General features: G+C 57.0%; 12 protein-coding genes and 1 tRNA gene. All 13 read left to right on the top strand.

Annotated features, from left to right (window positions below; all coding sequences use genetic code 11):
- Positions 1-17: 17 nt before the first annotated feature.
- The 13 genes from M5R41_08910 to M5R41_08850 all read left to right on the top strand — a co-directional run bounded on the left by M5R41_08910 (position 18) and on the right by M5R41_08850 (position 16,078).
- Positions 18-1,166, top strand: a complete 1,149-nt coding sequence (locus M5R41_08910; GenBank protein MCZ7556506.1) for a hypothetical protein — start codon at positions 18-20, stop codon at positions 1,164-1,166.
- A gap of 107 nt (positions 1,167-1,273) precedes the next feature.
- Entirely contained in the window at positions 1,274-1,909 is a 636-nt protein-coding gene (locus tag M5R41_08905; GenBank protein MCZ7556505.1) for a porin family protein, read from the top strand.
- A gap of 113 nt (positions 1,910-2,022) precedes the next feature.
- Positions 2,023-3,876, top strand: a complete 1,854-nt coding sequence (locus M5R41_08900) for an alpha-amylase family glycosyl hydrolase (protein MCZ7556504.1) — start codon at positions 2,023-2,025, stop codon at positions 3,874-3,876.
- 260 nt (positions 3,877-4,136) lie between these two features.
- On the top strand, positions 4,137-5,546 hold the full coding sequence (gene atpD / locus M5R41_08895; protein ID MCZ7556503.1) for a F0F1 ATP synthase subunit beta: 1,410 nt from the start codon (positions 4,137-4,139) through the stop codon (positions 5,544-5,546).
- 9 nt (positions 5,547-5,555) lie between these two features.
- On the top strand, positions 5,556-5,963 hold the full coding sequence (locus M5R41_08890) for a F0F1 ATP synthase subunit epsilon (GenBank protein MCZ7556502.1): 408 nt from the start codon (positions 5,556-5,558) through the stop codon (positions 5,961-5,963).
- A 103-nt stretch (positions 5,964-6,066) separates the two neighbouring features.
- Positions 6,067-7,152: a sugar phosphate nucleotidyltransferase gene (locus M5R41_08885; protein MCZ7556501.1), complete on the top strand. Its 1,086-nt coding sequence runs from the start codon at positions 6,067-6,069 to the stop codon at positions 7,150-7,152.
- Positions 7,153-7,286: 134 nt separating this feature from the next.
- Positions 7,287-7,718, top strand: coding sequence for a septal ring lytic transglycosylase RlpA family protein (locus tag M5R41_08880; GenBank protein MCZ7556500.1), 432 nt, complete (start codon positions 7,287-7,289; stop codon positions 7,716-7,718).
- 98 nt (positions 7,719-7,816) lie between these two features.
- Positions 7,817-9,271 (top strand): polysaccharide deacetylase family protein, encoded by a 1,455-nt coding sequence (locus M5R41_08875; protein MCZ7556499.1) that lies wholly within the window; start codon positions 7,817-7,819, stop codon positions 9,269-9,271.
- A 307-nt stretch (positions 9,272-9,578) separates the two neighbouring features.
- Positions 9,579-9,824 carry a hypothetical protein gene (locus M5R41_08870; GenBank protein MCZ7556498.1) on the top strand — a complete coding sequence of 82 codons (246 nt, stop codon included), beginning with the start codon at positions 9,579-9,581 and terminating at the stop codon, positions 9,822-9,824.
- 322 nt (positions 9,825-10,146) lie between these two features.
- Positions 10,147-10,228, top strand: a tRNA-Ser gene (locus M5R41_08865).
- Between the two features lie 165 nt (positions 10,229-10,393).
- Positions 10,394-12,658 (top strand): caspase family protein, encoded by a 2,265-nt coding sequence (locus M5R41_08860; protein ID MCZ7556497.1) that lies wholly within the window; start codon positions 10,394-10,396, stop codon positions 12,656-12,658.
- Positions 12,655-13,668, top strand: a complete 1,014-nt coding sequence (locus M5R41_08855; protein MCZ7556496.1) for a hypothetical protein — start codon at positions 12,655-12,657, stop codon at positions 13,666-13,668. The genes M5R41_08860 and M5R41_08855 overlap by 4 nt, the downstream gene beginning before the upstream one ends.
- A 106-nt stretch (positions 13,669-13,774) precedes the next feature.
- Entirely contained in the window at positions 13,775-16,078 is a 2,304-nt protein-coding gene (locus M5R41_08850) for a CHAT domain-containing protein (GenBank protein ID MCZ7556495.1), read from the top strand.
- Positions 16,079-16,080 lie beyond the last annotated feature (2 nt).

Genomic DNA, 16,080 nt, shown 5'->3' with positions numbered 1-16,080 from the left:
GACTGAAGGAGGTCATCATGTTGAAAATGTTCATTGCGTGCGCATGTCTGGCCATGGTGTTCCTGCTCCAGGGATGCAGCGACGATCCCGAGGGTACCCCGACCGATCGCTTCGTGTACTATGCGGACGCAAGCGGTTTGCATCGGTATTCCATCGGAAGTGAAACGGACGAGATTCTCGCGCAGGAGAATGTCGTCTCTCTGACACAAGTGGCGGAAAACGGTATTGTCCTCTACGGAACGGAGAGCGGCGGGGTGCGTCGTCTCTGGGGCCGTTGTGAAAACGGTACGCTCATCCCGGTACCATTGCCTGTCGCGGAGTCCGCAAATGAGGAGTACATTCTGGCTGGTACACCGGCATCCTTGAGTTGGAAAGGTCACCATGCCGCGTTCATCGCGTACCGTCGCCCATCGGGTTCCATTGATTCGACGGTATGGAACGCCACACTGTGCTGGTTCAACTGTGGCGAGTGGAAAATGACTCTGGGTGACATAACCGCTTTCCTGCGAACACGCTTCGCGGCGCTCGATCTCACCTTGCTCACGGTACGGGTGCACGCGGTGCATGTCACGGATTACGGAGACGCGGTCGCCGTTCTGACGCAGGTCCGTGCCAGACGTCCGGACGGATCGGAGATCAACACCAGCGCTCTCCTGGGCTTTGACGCTGCGGGCTTTCGCGTTCTCGATCCCATACAGACAGGGGAGGGTGAAATCCTCTCGCATATAAAGTTCGATCAAAGAAGCTCAGTCATCTACGCGTTCCCCTCATGGAAGCCACCATTTGCAGTGGATCTCAGGACGGGCGATACCCGCGACCTCGTCACCCCCGCCATTCCGTATGATCCCTGGACGCCCGTGAGCCAGGAAACAGCCGAGTTTGTCGAGACCTGCCTTCCGGATTTCGTACTGCGTCGCATCGATACCGGCGCGCGGACGACAGTACTCACCGCCGTCGGAGTATCAGTCGCTGCACATACCGATCTGATGCCTGGAGCAGCGCATGCACCCGCGCTCAGTCCCGACGGACAGTGGGCCGCCATGTTGTGGCCGAGCACGGATGGTCAGGAGGTGCTGTTCCTTGTCGGTCGTGGCGGTGATATCCGGCGCGTCACGAAGGGATCGTTGAAATACAGTGTCTCCGTTTCCGCAGTCGTACCGGAATAAAGGATTTCTGTCCGGCTCTTGTACAGAAAAAATATTCGGCTCAAATTCAAGGAACCGAACACATTCATCCTGGGTAACACAGGATTTCCCTTCAGCAGGAGCGCATCATGATTTCACTGAGAATCTCCACCGGTATTGCCATCCTCCTTTTTCTGACCTTGACCGTGCAGGCCCAGGACCGCGATATTATTGCCAACACTATCGGGATTGGTCCGCGCGCGGGTTGGTATGTCAGCAATGACGCCGAAGAAGGTGCGTGGTATTTCGGCGTGGCGGGACGGCTGCGTCTGGGAAAGAACGTGGGTTTCGAGGCCGCACTCGATTATCGCACCGCGGAGCGCTTTTCCACCGGTCGCATCGACCAGCGCCAGTACACCGCGGATGTGGCCTACATGCCGCTGACGTTGTCCGCCATGATCTTCCTTCCCTTCGGTTCGAATCTCTCACCGTACGCTGTCGGAGGATTGGGCTGGTACTACACCCTCGTCGATTACGATCTGCTCTCCGCCTCCATTCCGGAATTGCGCGACAAGTTCAAGGATGAAAAATCCTTCGTACCGGGTTACCATTTCGGGGTCGGTTGCGAAATTGTATTCGGGTCAAATTTCGCCCTGCACGGTGAGTTTCGCTATCTCTTCCTGGGTACGGAAATCAACAGTCTGACAGATGTTACCAACCTCGACGTCGACACCCGCAACAGCGATGGGGTGGTTTGGAGCTTTGGCTTCATGGTCTATCTCTGATGCAATTCCGCGAGCGATAGCCTGGCTGCGGCTCCACGCGTATATGGGGCGCGCGTTCCCGCCCCGCGCACGACACCGTGTGAACTACACGTATGCAGTGAAGGAGAGGGGACATGCCTTGGGAAATCTCCTGCAATGTGTATCTTGAAGCTGCCTCGCAGCATATGCACAGGAATTACATCAGCATAGCGTGGATCTTCGTCATCCTTCTCTCCGGTACGATCGGCGTGAACGCCCAGGTGCCGGAACCTCCTTTCTGGGCCCGGGGAGAGGTGTGGTATCTGCTGTTTCCCGACCGATTTCACAATGCCGATACGACCAATGATCCTACTGCGGCGGATGTGTTGCTCGACAGCAGCTTGCCATGGAAGGTCTCGGATTGGACGGCGGATTGGTACAAGCGCACCTTGAATGAAATCATGCTGTATGATTCCTTCTATCCCGCAGCTATGCTGCGGCAATACGGCGGTGATTTCGAAGGTATCCGATCACGGCTGGATTACCTTGACTCACTTGGCATCACCGGAGTGATTCTTACCCCGACATTCGAGGCCCGCTCTTCACACAAATTCGACGTCAGTACCCTGCATCACATGGACCGGCATTTTGGACCCCGTGTTGCGGTCGACACCATGTACTTGAAGCGCGAAGTTCCGGACGACCCGAACACCTGGTACCTCACCTCCGCTGATCGTGCGTTCATCGACCTCATTGCCGAGCTGCGACGACGGGGCAAACGCGTGTTGCTGATGGCGCAATTTGTCCACTGCGGCGCCGATTTCTGGGCATTTCGCGATGTACTCTCGCAACAGGAGAAATCCCGTTTTGGATCGTGGTTTTCCGTATCCGCCTGGGATAAACCCGAGACGCCGTATCAGTCCGAATTCAGTTATCAGAAGATGTGGGGAATTGATGCGTTTCCACGCTTCGGGCAGGACACGCTCGGTCTGGCACAGGGTCCACGCGAATACGTGTATGCCGCCACGCGGCGCTGGATGGATCCGAATGGCGACGGTAATCCCAACGACGGTATCGACGGTTGGTGCATCGATCTGGCCTCGGAAATGCCTTCCGTTTTTTGGCGTCATTGGGCTGATTTTTGCCGGAGCATCAATCCGGACATCATGCTTGTCAACCTCGAAAGCGGAGCCGGACTCGCGGCAACACCCTTCGATGTCGATAGTCCGCAGCGCTTTGCCGAGGCACTCACGGGTTTTGCTCTGACTGGGGAAGAAACCAGCACCGCTTTCGATGCTGCATTGAGCGCCATACGCTCGAGAACAACGCTGAATGGCAGCGATGCTCTGCTGAATCTCATTGGCAGTCATGAAACGGACCGCATCGCCTCCATGTGCGTCAACCCCTCCTTACGCTATGATCAGAAGAACTCGCCGGTGGTCAATGCCGGGTATGACATCAGAAAGCCCGATACAAAGGCAAGGGCGTTACAACGCATGCTTCTATTGCTGCAATTCACCCTCCCGGGCTCGCCGGTAATCTACTATGGTGATGAAACCGGCATGTGGGGTGGCGACGATCCCGATAATCGGAAGCCCATGCTCTGGCCAGGAATGATTTTCGAGAAAGAAGCGCCCTTCGATATCAACGGCGATCCGGAAAAATATCCCGTTGCCTTCGATTCTGTCATGTTCCTCTACTATCGCTCGCTGATCGCCCTGCGAGAACGTTTTCCACCACTGAAAACGGGTGCCACGCAGTCCTTGCTCATTGATGATGTTGCGTCTCTGTACGCTTTTATGCGCAGCAGCGGCGCGGACAAAGTTTTTGTCGTCGTGAACGCCGGCGACGATGTGCAAACCTGTACCCTATCCTTTCTTGGCGTACCGGAAGGTTCAGCGCTTACAGATCCGTTACAGAACGTCACCTTCTATGTGCAACGTGACGGTGTTTCGCTTACTCTCCCGCCAAAAACAGCGACCCTCCTCGTTCCCAGGCACCAACTCTGAGTCGAGAATACGTAACACGGAGCACGGAACCGCGAGCAGAGAGCAGGGAGTACGTCCGCACGGGATAAGGAAGTCCGGACAAAAACCTGACCCCGGCTTTCGTTCGACAGAGGCCGTACGATACTTCTTCCCTGCTTCGGGAATAGAGGACCGCCGCCAATCCCCAGGGTCCACTGACCAGTAATTGTATTTTCCGTCCATCCCTGCTATCTTACATTCTATTTTGAATTCCTACATATTCATCAGTGAGCAAAGAGAGAATGAACAAGGGCGCTATTGTACAGGTTATCGGGCCGGTCGTCGACGTAGATTTTTCTGGCGGTCAAATCCCCTCCATTTTGAACGCATTGACAATCGAGCGGAAAGATACCGAAGGCCGTTCTGATACGCTCGTCGTGGAAGTACAACAGCACCTCGGTGAGAACCGCGTCCGCTGCGTAGCAATGGATTCCACCGACGGCCTCGTCCGCGGTATGGATGTGGTTGACACCGGTGCGCAAATTTCGGTTCCGGTTGGGCCGAAAACTCTCGGACGATTGCTCAACGTCACAGGCCACCCGATTGACAATAAGGGAACCCTCGAAACGGAAATATATTTCCCGATTCACCGCCACGCCCCCGAGTTTCATGAACTTTCCACGCAAAAGGAAATGTTCGAAACCGGTATCAAGGTCATCGATCTTCTCGAGCCCTACACAAAGGGCGGTAAAACGGGTCTGTTCGGTGGTGCGGGTGTGGGAAAAACGGTCATCATTCAGGAGCTCATCAACAATATCGCCATGCATCACGGCGGGTATTCCGTTTTCGGCGGTGTCGGTGAACGTACCCGCGAAGGGAATGACCTCTTCCTGGAAATGACGGAGTCGGGCGTTATCGACAAAACCACACTCGTCTTCGGCCAGATGAACGAACCGCCAGGTGCTCGCCAGCGCGTTGCCCTCACTGCTCTTACCATGGCGGAATACTTCCGCGATGTGGAAGGCAAGGACGTTCTGCTGTTTATCGACAACATTTTCCGTTTCACCCAGGCAGGATCGGAAGTGTCGGCACTGCTCGGCCGTATGCCGTCGGCGGTAGGGTATCAGCCAACGCTTGCCACGGAAATGGGTGAGATGCAGGAGCGTATCGTCTCCACGACGAAGGGGTCGATCACCTCGGTTCAGGCCGTGTATGTGCCCGCCGATGATCTCACCGACCCCGCACCGGCGACGACCTTCTCCCATCTCGACGCCACAACGGTACTCAGCAGGCGTATTTCCGAGTTGGGCATCTACCCTGCCGTGGATCCGCTGGACTCCACCTCGCGTATCCTCGATCCGCTTGTCATCGGCGACCGTCATTACAATGTGGCCCAGAACGTGAAACGCATTCTGCAGACCTATAAGGATCTGCAGGACCTCATCAACATCCTGGGTATCGACGAGCTCTCGGACGAGGACAAGCTCGTTGTGCATCGCGCCCGCCGTATTCAGCGCTTCCTCTCGCAACCCTTCTTCGTGGCCGAACAGTTTACCGGCTTCAAGGGCAAGTATGTCAAAATCGAGGATACCATCGAGGGCTTCGAAATGATCATCAATGGCGATTGTGATGAACTTCCGGAAAGCGCGTTCATGTACAAGGGAACCATTGACGAGGCGTTTGAACATGCAAAGAAAATGCAGGAGGCGTAGTCCGGCTTCATGGACAAGCTCTTCGATGTTGAACTCGTGACGCCTCAGCGCGTTGAATTCACCGGTAAGGCGGTTTCGGTCTCCTGCCCCGGAATTGAGGGCCGTTTTCAGGTACTCTACAACCATGCACCCTTCCTTTCGGCGTTGACTGTCGGTCTTCTGAATCTCGAACGCGCCGGCGAAACGGCACTGGTGTACGCCGTGAGCGGGGGAGTAGTGCAGGTTTTTCATAATCATGTACGCATCCTTGCGGACACCGCCGAGCGGTCGGATTCTATTGATGTGGTACGCGCCACCAAGGCCAAAGAGCGTGCCGAAGCCCGACTCAAAAGCCATGCACAGGATATGGACAGTGCTCGCGCCGAAGCGGCGCTGCACCGAGCGCTCAACAGACTCAAGGCTGCCGGCAGGGCGTGATGACGGCGCACCGGTATTTCCCACTTCTGCTTCAACGGAAGTGGGATTTTCGTTGTCTTGAGGTCAAACACTATCGCGAACCAGCAACAGGAAACGACGATTCATGGACGCATATGCGTTGATTATTGCAGGGGGTGTAGGGGCCCGCTTCTGGCCCCGCAGCCGCGAACATGCACCAAAACAATTACTCGAAATCATCGGCTCAGGCACGATGATTCAGAATACGGTGTATCGTCTCGATCCTGTCATACCCAGAGAACGGATTTACGTTATCACCAACGCGTTGCAGGCGGAAGAACTGCGCAGACAATTGCCGCAGGTGCCGGCCGAAAACATCATCATCGAACCGTTCGGCCGTAACACAGCACCTGCGATCGGTCTCGGCGCCGAGGTGCTGAAAAAACGTGTCGGTGAAGCGGTGATGGTAGTGCTTCCGGCTGACCATCTTGTGCATGACATCGTCGCGTTCCAGGACACGTTGAAAAGCGCCATTACTCTCGCGACGGAGACGAAAGGATACGTCACCGTCGGAATCCGCCCCTCGCGTCCCGAGACGGGGTACGGGTACATCCAATTCGATCAGCATGAGGCAAATCGCCCTCATGAAGAGCTGAACGCCTGGTCGGTTGTGACCTTTGCCGAAAAACCGAATCTCGAAACCGCGCAGCGTTTTCTCGAGAGCGGCGATTTTGTCTGGAACAGCGGAATGTTCATCTGGCGGGTGTCCACGATTCTTAACGGTATCGCCGATCAGCTGCCGGAACTCGCCGACGAATTGAGCCGTGTCCGGGATGCCGTTGATACCGAGCGCTTTGCCTCCGTTGTCGAACACGCATGGAGCGAGATGCGCCCCATATCCATCGATTACGGTGTGATGGAACAGGCAGCCAACCGCTTTGTCATCCCGGCGGATTTCGGCTGGAACGATCTTGGAAGCTGGGACGAAGTTGCGCGAATTTTCCCGAAAGACGATTCTGGGAATTCGGGTGACGGCGCGACCTTTCTGAGCGGATCGCACAATTGTCATGTCTCCGCCTCACCCGGACGCTTCGCCGCGGCAGTGGGGGTAGAGGATCTCATCGTCATTGACAGCGGAGACGCCGTTTTGGTCTGCCGAAAGGGCGAATCCCAAAATGTGAAGGAAGTCGTGGATTTCCTTCGGAAAAAAGGTTTTAAGCAGTATCTTTAAAGTCCGCTTCTATCATTGCGACACTTCGGACGATACGAAGCGATTCCCTGTTCAGTTTTTTGAAACGAGGACGATATCGAAAGTCACCTTCTCGGAACCTGAATCTGTTTGTCTCACAAGCAAAGAGGTGCATGATGAAACATACACCCCTTCCCATTCTCGTATTTCTTGCACTGACGGCCATGCTGTTCGTTGCATGTTCATCAACGCAGGAGACGGCGGACTGGCACGATATCCGCAATTACCCCCAAATGGATGCGTTGGAGGAAGCAGAGGGAATCGCTTCCTATTACCATAACAAATTTCACGGACGTAAGACCGCCAGTGGCGAGCGCTACGATAAAACCGAATTCACCGCTGCACATCGCGATTATCCCTTCGGTACCTGGGTGAGAGTCGTTGTGCCTTCCAGTGGTCAATCCGTCCTCGTCCGCATCAATGATCGTGGGCCACGCCTCAAATCCCGGGTTATAGACCTCAGCAGAGCGGCGGCAAAGGAGCTGGGTATGCTTCGAGACGGTATCGTTCCCGTACGCCTTGAAGTGTTGTCCTGGGGCGAGGGCTAGACGCAAACCCGACGCGTCGGTGCGACCGTACTGCGCAGAGGCAGCGTCCGCTTTGCTGACAACCGGAATGCGGTCCAACACCATATCCAGCGAAACTCATGCTGCCTGAAATCACGGTCCGCATCGATCTACCCTCCGATTTTCGTCGCGGAGCGCGACATGCGCTTTTTCATCTCGCGTTGATCGCGGGATTCCGGCCGCGCTTCATCGGCCACGCCGATGCGGACATCACCTATGCCGCCGAGCGGCCCGCTACGGGCGTGTGGCTGCCGGCGGATACTGCACTTCACGCACGGTTATTGGATCGTCGGGCGACGGGTGCGGAGTTGCAGCGCATCCCCGCTTTCGGAGAACAGTGGCATATACTCTTTCCCATAGCCGTCGATCATACGATTCCGTTCGATCTCCCCGCCGCATCGCTGTTTTTTCTGGGGCTGCATGAGCAGTGGTGCAGCGAAAGCAGGGACGCCTTCGGCCGCTACCCTGCGTCGCAGTCGCTGCTGGGGAAGCACAACATGCTGGGTGTACCCGTCGCGAGTTCCTGGGGACGTTTGCTGCGGATGGTACTGCGTCAGGCGGGATTCAATCTGCCGGACGGTCCCGGATTCCGTGGCAAGTCCCATGCGGTGTGTATGACGCATGATATTGACTATCTCTCGAAGTATACTCCGGGATTGCTGTTTCGAGAAATCGTAAAGAATTTTTTATTCAATCGCCGTCATGTCCCTGCCGGGGAACGCCTGCGCCGACTCCGCGAATACATCGGCTTCGGCTTCAGTGGCAGGGATCCCTACCGTGAATCCATTCGCCGAATGCTCGAAGCTGAGCGCGCCGCGGGAATGAAAGCGAGCTGGTTGTTCAAAGCCGGAGGGAATGACAAACGCGATGTAACGTACAACATTCGCGGCGCGGCGGCTGCCGAAGCACTTCGCGGGATTCGAGAGGACGGCCACGATATCGGCATTCATCCGAGTTTCAACGCGCATACGGATGCAACGATGTTCGGGAGGGAAATGCAGCGGTTGGCGGAGGTCCTCGGTATCTCGCCGCGCACGGTGCGGCAACATTATCTGCGCTTCGAATATCCCGCGACATGGCGTATTCAGGTGGAAAACGGATGCGAGGTGGATTCCACTCTCGGTTTTGCCGAACAGGAAGGATTTCGCAACGGTTTCTGCCATCCCTTTCTCCCGTTCGATTTCGAGCGCGGAGAGGCGCTCCCTATCTGGGAGGTGCCACTCACAGTGATGGATGGAACACTCGCCGGGTACCGCGAACTCGACACAGTAGCGTCTCTGCAACGTATTCGCGATATGCACAGCGCTGTGCGCGCTGAAAATGGTGTCCTGGTGCTTCTGTTCCACAATACGGTCTTCGACCTGCACGATTTCCCGGGGTGGGGGGAGGTGTTCCACGAGGTGTGCACGGATATACGTACCTCACCCGACGTGTTTGCGACCGATCTTTCCTCGCTCGGGAAGCACTGGTGCGAGACTGCCGGGTACAGCAATCCGGGTGAAATTCGTCAGGTCATAAATACGGAACCTGTGTAAAACGCTTGCATTTCTCCGCAAGAGGGAATAATTTCCACCCATAACATTTCTGAAATCGCCTATCGCCCCTTACGTACCGCCGTTCCTGAAGCCCCGAAACAAATCTGCACATCCCTGTGTTGTACATGTTCCGGTGCACTGATTTTTCCGGTCTTCAGCAATCCGGTCACTGATTTGTAACTTTTTTTCAAGTCATGTGTCTAAACAGATGTATTCAGGAACTCTCAGGAGAAGACGTATCGATTGCAGTTGGTAGTGCTTCGCTCGTTTTCGATCACCATCACGCCACAATCCGTCAGGAGGCACTATGCAGAACGACATGTATCCCGAGGACAACCCTCTGCGCGACATCATCGATGATGCAACTTTTTCCGAACTCGCAAAACATAATCTGTTCAGCGAAAAAGCCATTCGCGATTACATGATTCGCCGCATGTTCAAGAACATGCGACAGAACATGAGCGCCGGAGACGCCATCGACAAAATCCGCGAGCTGTATCCCTATCTCCAGTTCGATACCGTACGCAAAATCGTGTACCAGATCAGCAAGTGAGCGCTCAGGGTCTCAATATAGCCCCGCCTCCCGGCGGGGTTTTTTTTACCACGCCGCGACGCGAACGCAGGCGCACAAGCTCGTCGCATCCCTCGAATGAGCAGACCGTAGCGGCCACCGAGAATCATCGGAACGGAGACTGTTGGTGTCTCCAGCGGCTCTGAGCATGCGATGCTTCACGCAGCACCTGTCTGTATGCATGCGCGTCGGAGCCGATCCGCGCAAGGATATCCGTCGGACGCTTTTCACTGCAACCTTTGACTGCGGTCATTCCCTCACGTTGGAATTCCACGCGAAGGGGAGTAAATTAAGGATTGCGTCCGGAGGGTTCGCATAATGGTATTGCAGCGGTCTTGAAAACCGCCGTCCGCAAGGACATGAGAGTTCGACTCTCTCACCCTCCGCTCCTATGAAACGGCAACCGGCTGTACAGGCCGGGTGCCGTTTTTTGTGCTGTTTCGGTTGCGGCTGTGGGGTAACCCGTCCATGGCGTCGCGAGCATCACTCGAGCCGTGTCTTTCGCGTAAGTGCTTCGTATATTGGAGCATTCGAAACAGACCGCTTTCGCCATGTCCAGAACGTCCTGTACCGTTTCCCGCATCGCAGCCATGATCGCTGCACTGTGTTTCCTGCCTGTCGCCGTACTCTTCTCGCAACAGAGCGTGCGACTGCACCTTGAAGAAGGAAAATCCGGCGCTGTATGGGACATCGTTCAGTCACCGGATGGGAAAACCCTTTATTCCTGCGGGCGCGACAGCAGTGCGAAATCGTGGAATCTGGTCACGGGTGAATGCATACGCATGTTCCGACCGCAGCCCGCAACGCTCGTGACGGCGATAGCGTTGGACTATACGGGGACCAGGCTCGCAGCCGGCGATATGAACGGCACTCTCACGGTCTGGAATGCCCGCAGTGGCATCCGATACTTCGATATCCCGGCGCATCGCCTCTACATCACCGACATTGCGATCACACCCGACGGCAAGTCCGTGCTCACGGCCGGGCGCGACGGGGTTTTGCGACGATGGTCGCTCGACGACGGTCAGGAGCTGTGGACGGTGCAGAGCGGAATGCGCTGGATTCAATCGCTCGCGACAACTCCTGACGGCACAATGATCGCCGCTGGTGGACAGGACGGAAGCGTCGGTCTCTTCCGCCTTTCCGACGGTGCCCGTGAAGCGACCATCGGCAGGCATGCCCGCAGAGTGATGGCGCTGCATGTGTCGGATGACGGCCGCTATCTGTTTTCCGGTGGCGCCGAAGGTGCTCTACATGCCTATGACCTCTCTACACGAAGCGTTTACAGGCAGTTCACCCTCGACGCGGGGTATGCACACAGTCTGCATTTGGACAGGATGGGTGAAAAACTCCTCGTGGGTTCCATGAACGGACTTATGGAAGTATGGGACTGGAAGAAACGCCTGCGCAGCGCGAAACTTCCCGCTGCTTCCTACGGTACAATGAAGTCTCTCTTCGACGCGGACGGAAAACGCCTTCTCAGCGCACACACTGACGGAACCATTCGACTCTGGAATATGCAGGACGCAGCGCTACTCCTTTCCATGGCAGGCTTCAGCGACGGGCAGTGGCTTTCATTTACACCTGACGGCTACTACGACTGCTCTTCCTTCGGTGATCGATACGTTACCTGGAGATCCGGCGACGATGTCTATCCCATCGAGCGATACAGGGATCTGTATCGTCGTCCCGGAATCATCGAGGACGTACTTCGCGGCGGCTACACACCCGGCACGGCACAAGCATCATTCACGCTCCCACCCTCCGTACGCCTGCTTTCGCCGAGGGTACAGCAATTATTCGTCTTCGGGAGTGAAAAACTCGAAGTCGTGGTGGAGGCCGAAGCGCGTGATATCGCGCGCATCGAACGCGTGCTCGTCTACTTCAACGGCCGCCTCGTCAATCATGACGCCTTCACCGATTACGACGTCATTCAGAAAAACGATACACTCCTCCGTATTCGGGCGCGTATTCCGGTTCTGCCGGGTCGAAACAGCATCGATGTCGTGGCCGTGAACGCGACGCGCGTGCGCAGCGCAGCCGCCTCGGCGCACATCACCGTTCTTACAACCGGGCAGCGTAATCCGGATCTGTACGTCCTTACCGTGGGTGCCGATCGTTACACTCCCGATTACCCCGACCTGCAGTTCGCATCCGTGGACGCGGAGTCGCTGAAAGATGAGCTGTCGCGCCAGGAAGGCGGCATGTATCAGCGCGTCTACCCGAAAGCGCTCACAGGAAATGGCACGACGAAGGACAATATCGTCGCCGCGTTGAAGGAATTCCGGGACATCACGTCGCGCGACGTGCTCGTGCTCTTCTTCAGCGGTCACGGAGTGCGGCAGCGGGATAAAAGCGGAAAACAGCGCTATTATTTTTTACCCGCCGGCACACGACGCGACAAAGTGAGCACGCAGGGTCTGGCATGGGAGGATTTCACCGCGGAGCTGAGAAAGCTCAACGCGGGACGTGTCATCCTCCTGCTCGATGCCTGTCACTCGGGGGATGTGTCCGCCGGGGCGTCCAATGAAAAGGTGGCCGCGGCACTGGCCGGTGAAGCCGGTATCGTGTTCACGTCGAGTTCGGGAAACGAGTACTCGTACGAAGACCCGTCCTGGGGTCACGGCGCCTTTACGAAAGCGCTGTTGGACGGTCTGCGCGGTGCCGCCGACTTTACGAAGGACAACGTTGTGGACTGGAGCGAACTGCAGCTCTACGTTTCCACGAGTGTGCGTGGGTTGACGAAGGGCAGTCAAAATCCCATGGTCCCACGACTCGAACAGTTTGCCAATTTTGATGTAGTGAGAATCCGATGAAACGCATACGAGATATTGTATTCGCCCTGCTGCTGCTCACGCTCGGGTCCGCGGCGCAGGAAAAGGCCGAGGTTGCGCTCGTGACCTCGGTGAGCGGCAGCGCCGCATTGTTGCGGGAGGAGGGCGAAACTCCGCTGACACTGGGCCTGCGCCTCGTCGAAGGTGAAACCGTGCGCGTCGGGAAAGGAGCGGTTTCCCTCGTGTTCTTCAGCGGCGAATTGGTCTCCCTCGCCGACGGCGAGGAATTGCGCCTCGGAGCGACACCTGAACACAGTACCCTGCAGGCCGACGGCAACACCCGTGGACTCGGAGCGAGCGATGGCCTGTCCGTACCCTCCGGGGGGCTCGGCGGCTCCGACAATGACGTATGGCAGGCGCAACTCGCCTCCGTGTCCGGCATCCGCGGAGACGCTCTGGCGGTGGCCGTATCGCCGCGTCTGGCTGTTTCAGAACCTCTGCCCCAATTCGTCTGGTTCGACTCCGATTCCAGCGCACGAGACAGTGAACGGAACTGGACCCTGGTTTTGCGTGATGAGAACGGCGAAACGATCCTCACGCAGCCGCTACGGGGGAAGGTGGGAATGTTCAACACCTGGCAGCCTGAACGCATGCCCGCGACCTTTCGGGCGGTGGCGGGGAAGCAGTATTCGTGGGGAGTATTCCCGGCCGGCAGCAGCGCCCCACCGGGCGCACTCGAGGCGAACTTCGTATACATCGATACTGAAGGAATGGAGCACGCCGCAACACAACGTGTGCGTCTTCAGACGCTTCTGCATTCCTCGACCATCGATCAGCCGACCTTTCATACGCTCAACGCAACGGTTGCCATGGACGAGCGGGAGCGTCTCTTCGCCGACGCTGTGCCGCATCTCCTTGCTCTGGCAACCACGGAGCAGGGACGAAGCTGGAGCGGCGAGCAGCTGTCCCGCATTCTGCTCCGCTTCGGTGGACAGGCAGCCCCTCTGGCCCCTTTGGCCGCACGTATTCAGACGGACCTGACAGCCCGGTAAACGTATGCGTCCTTCGCGATTACTCTTGATGGCGCTGCTTCTGGCATCGTGCAGCAGCGCTCCGCCTCCGTCCCCTGAGGATACCCGCATAAGCGCAGGACGGGAATTGTACGATCGATCGGAATATGACGCGGCACAACGTCATTTTCAGGCCCTGCTGGCGGAAGCGGTACTGGAGCGAAATTCCCTCGTCGAAGCTCAGGCGCAGAAATGGCTCGGGAACGTCCTGCTGGCCTACGACAAACCGACGGAAGCCTTGCCCTGGTTCGAAAAAAGTCTGTCAACACTGGACAAACAGAGGGCGATTGCGGACAGCGGCCGGCTGCCGCTGCCCGAAGTGTACGAGGAGGAGTGGCGCAACGTACGCAGCAACATTGCTGTGGCGAACAAGATGCTGGGAAATTTCGAGGACGCCGAACAGCAATTCCGTGACGTTCTTGCGGAGGATGAACGAAAGGGCGACGCGTACAAGGTCGCCATTTCCCTGTACAATCTTGCCGATGTCCATCATCAGAAATCCATTCGCCTTTTGCAGAAACGGGATACTGTCGCGTTCGGTGCGTCCGGCCTGCAGGCGCTCGAGCTCCTGAAGCAGTCGCTCCGCACTGCGCCGACCGCGGATGCCTATCTGAATCTTGGCAACGTCCACGCAGCCGCAGGCCGGCCCGACAGCGCCGTTGCGTCGTACCGTCAGGCTGAAACGCTGTATGGCAAGGCCGGGTATCGCGTACACCGGGCACTGGCGCTCGGCAACATCGGCGTGCTTTCCCTCAGACTTGCCGATACCGCCGCGGCATTGGATGCTCTCCAACAGAGCATCGTTATTGTGGAGGAATTGCGCGGCAGCATCTCGTCCATTGACATTCGCTCCAGTTTCATTTCCAACAAATTCTTCATTTACGAAAACCTGATTGGTATCCTTGTGCAGCAAGGGAAATTCCGGGAAGCCTTCGAGTATGTGGAGAGAGCGAAAGCCCGATCCTTTCTCGATATGCTCGGGAACAAAGCGGTGGGAGAAGGAAAACAGCGCAGTGCCGAAGTGCTCAGTCTCGTCCAACGCGAGCAGGCGATTCAGAAGCGTATCGGCGCATTGCTGACCAGGCCTGACAGCGCTGCGCGACTGGGCAGTGCGCTGAACGAGCATCAGATCGTGCTTGCGGAATTGCGACGCCTCGATCCTGAATACGCGTCCGTCAAGAGCATCGAACCGCTCGCTCTCGAGGCGCTGCAGGGTTTGCTGGACGAGAGCACCGGTCTACTGGAATACTTCATGGGCGAACGTTCAACGATTGCGTTCGCCATCACCCGCGACACGGTGGTTGTTCGCAGGATACAGCTCAAGTCCGACATAGGGATCGAACGGGAGATCGAGGTGTTGCGCGGAATGCTCTTTCGTGATTTTCCGAATCAGAAACTTGCGGTGCTGCGGGAAAAACGATTGAGCGAACGGCTCTCTCCCCGCGAAGCGCTTTCCGCCTGGCGCAGCACGCCGACATCCAACGAATGGCAGCTCAAGCTGGTGAACATGTACTCGCGTTTTTTTGCGCCCTTTGCTCCGGCACTGCGCGACAAAGCGGTGTTGTACATCATTCCACACGGACCGCTGCATCATCTGCCTTTTCAGGCACTCATTGCACCAACCGATATCGACATGAGTCCGGGCAAGCATATCGGGCGGCCGCGCTTTCTGATCGAGAAGCACGCCATCGCTTTTCTTCCCTCCGCCAGTGTGCTGCCGTTTGCGCTGGCGCGTGAACTGGATACCGTACGCAGCGCGCTCATCGTCGGTGATCCGGTGTATGCCGATCCGAAGTACCGCAATCGTCCTCTCGAAGCGGCGCTCATCGAAGCCGATTCGGTTGCCCGCCGCATTCCGGAGCCCACCGTGCTCACGCGTGAGCAGGCGGAGGAAGCACTTGTCAAGCGCAAAGCGGGTTTGTATGACGTGCTGCACTTTGCGACTCACGGCGAACTGAGTACACGCAATCCCATGGAGTCGCGCATATTGCTCGCCGCCGCGAAGCCGGACAGTGTGAACGACGGCAATCTGACTGTCGCGAAAATATTCAACCTCGATCTGCGCGCGTTGCTTGTTACCCTGAGTGCCTGTCAAACCGCGCAGGTCACCGGGGAGGCAGGCACGTTCACGACCGGGGATGACCTTGTCGGACTCAGCCGCTCATTCATGTTCGCGGGCACCCCCGCCGTTATCGCGTCGCTGTGGATTGTGGACGACGCGGCGACGCTGGCATGGATGCGGTATTTCTACGATGCCTGGCTCAGTGCGTCGCTGTCCCGCGTTCAGTCCTCACGCGCTGCGGCCCTGCGCATGCTGAATGCGCCGGAGGATCCGGACTGGATTTTTCCCTATTACTGGTCCGCATTCGTGTATATGGGGGATACGCGTTGAAG

The sequence above is a fragment of the Bacteroidia bacterium genome, from assembly GCA_027493955.1.
In the GTDB taxonomy this organism is placed as follows: Bacteria; Bacteroidota; Ignavibacteria; order SZUA-365; family SZUA-365; genus JAOSJT01.
The sequence above is the reverse complement of the archived record's forward strand: the minus strand, read 5'-3'. Positions and strand labels throughout refer to the sequence as shown.

Bases quoted from the DNA above. Each gene is read 5' to 3' on its own strand.
- M5R41_08910 (MCZ7556506.1), top strand. From the start codon at position 18: ATGTTGAAAATGTTCATTGCGTGCGCATGTCTGGCCATGGTGTTCCTG.
- M5R41_08875 (MCZ7556499.1), top strand. From the start codon at position 7,817: ATGCTGCCTGAAATCACGGTCCGCATCGATCTACCCTCCGATTTTCGT.
- M5R41_08905 (MCZ7556505.1), top strand. From the start codon at position 1,274: ATGATTTCACTGAGAATCTCCACCGGTATTGCCATCCTCCTTTTTCTG.
- M5R41_08855 (MCZ7556496.1), top strand. From the start codon at position 12,655: ATGAAACGCATACGAGATATTGTATTCGCCCTGCTGCTGCTCACGCTC.
- M5R41_08880 (MCZ7556500.1), top strand. From the start codon at position 7,287: ATGAAACATACACCCCTTCCCATTCTCGTATTTCTTGCACTGACGGCC.
- M5R41_08900 (MCZ7556504.1), top strand. From the start codon at position 2,023: ATGCCTTGGGAAATCTCCTGCAATGTGTATCTTGAAGCTGCCTCGCAG.
- atpD (MCZ7556503.1), top strand. From the start codon at position 4,137: ATGAACAAGGGCGCTATTGTACAGGTTATCGGGCCGGTCGTCGACGTA.
- M5R41_08860 (MCZ7556497.1), top strand. From the start codon at position 10,394: ATGTCCAGAACGTCCTGTACCGTTTCCCGCATCGCAGCCATGATCGCT.
- M5R41_08870 (MCZ7556498.1), top strand. From the start codon at position 9,579: ATGCAGAACGACATGTATCCCGAGGACAACCCTCTGCGCGACATCATC.
- M5R41_08890 (MCZ7556502.1), top strand. From the start codon at position 5,556: ATGGACAAGCTCTTCGATGTTGAACTCGTGACGCCTCAGCGCGTTGAA.
- M5R41_08885 (MCZ7556501.1), top strand. From the start codon at position 6,067: ATGGACGCATATGCGTTGATTATTGCAGGGGGTGTAGGGGCCCGCTTC.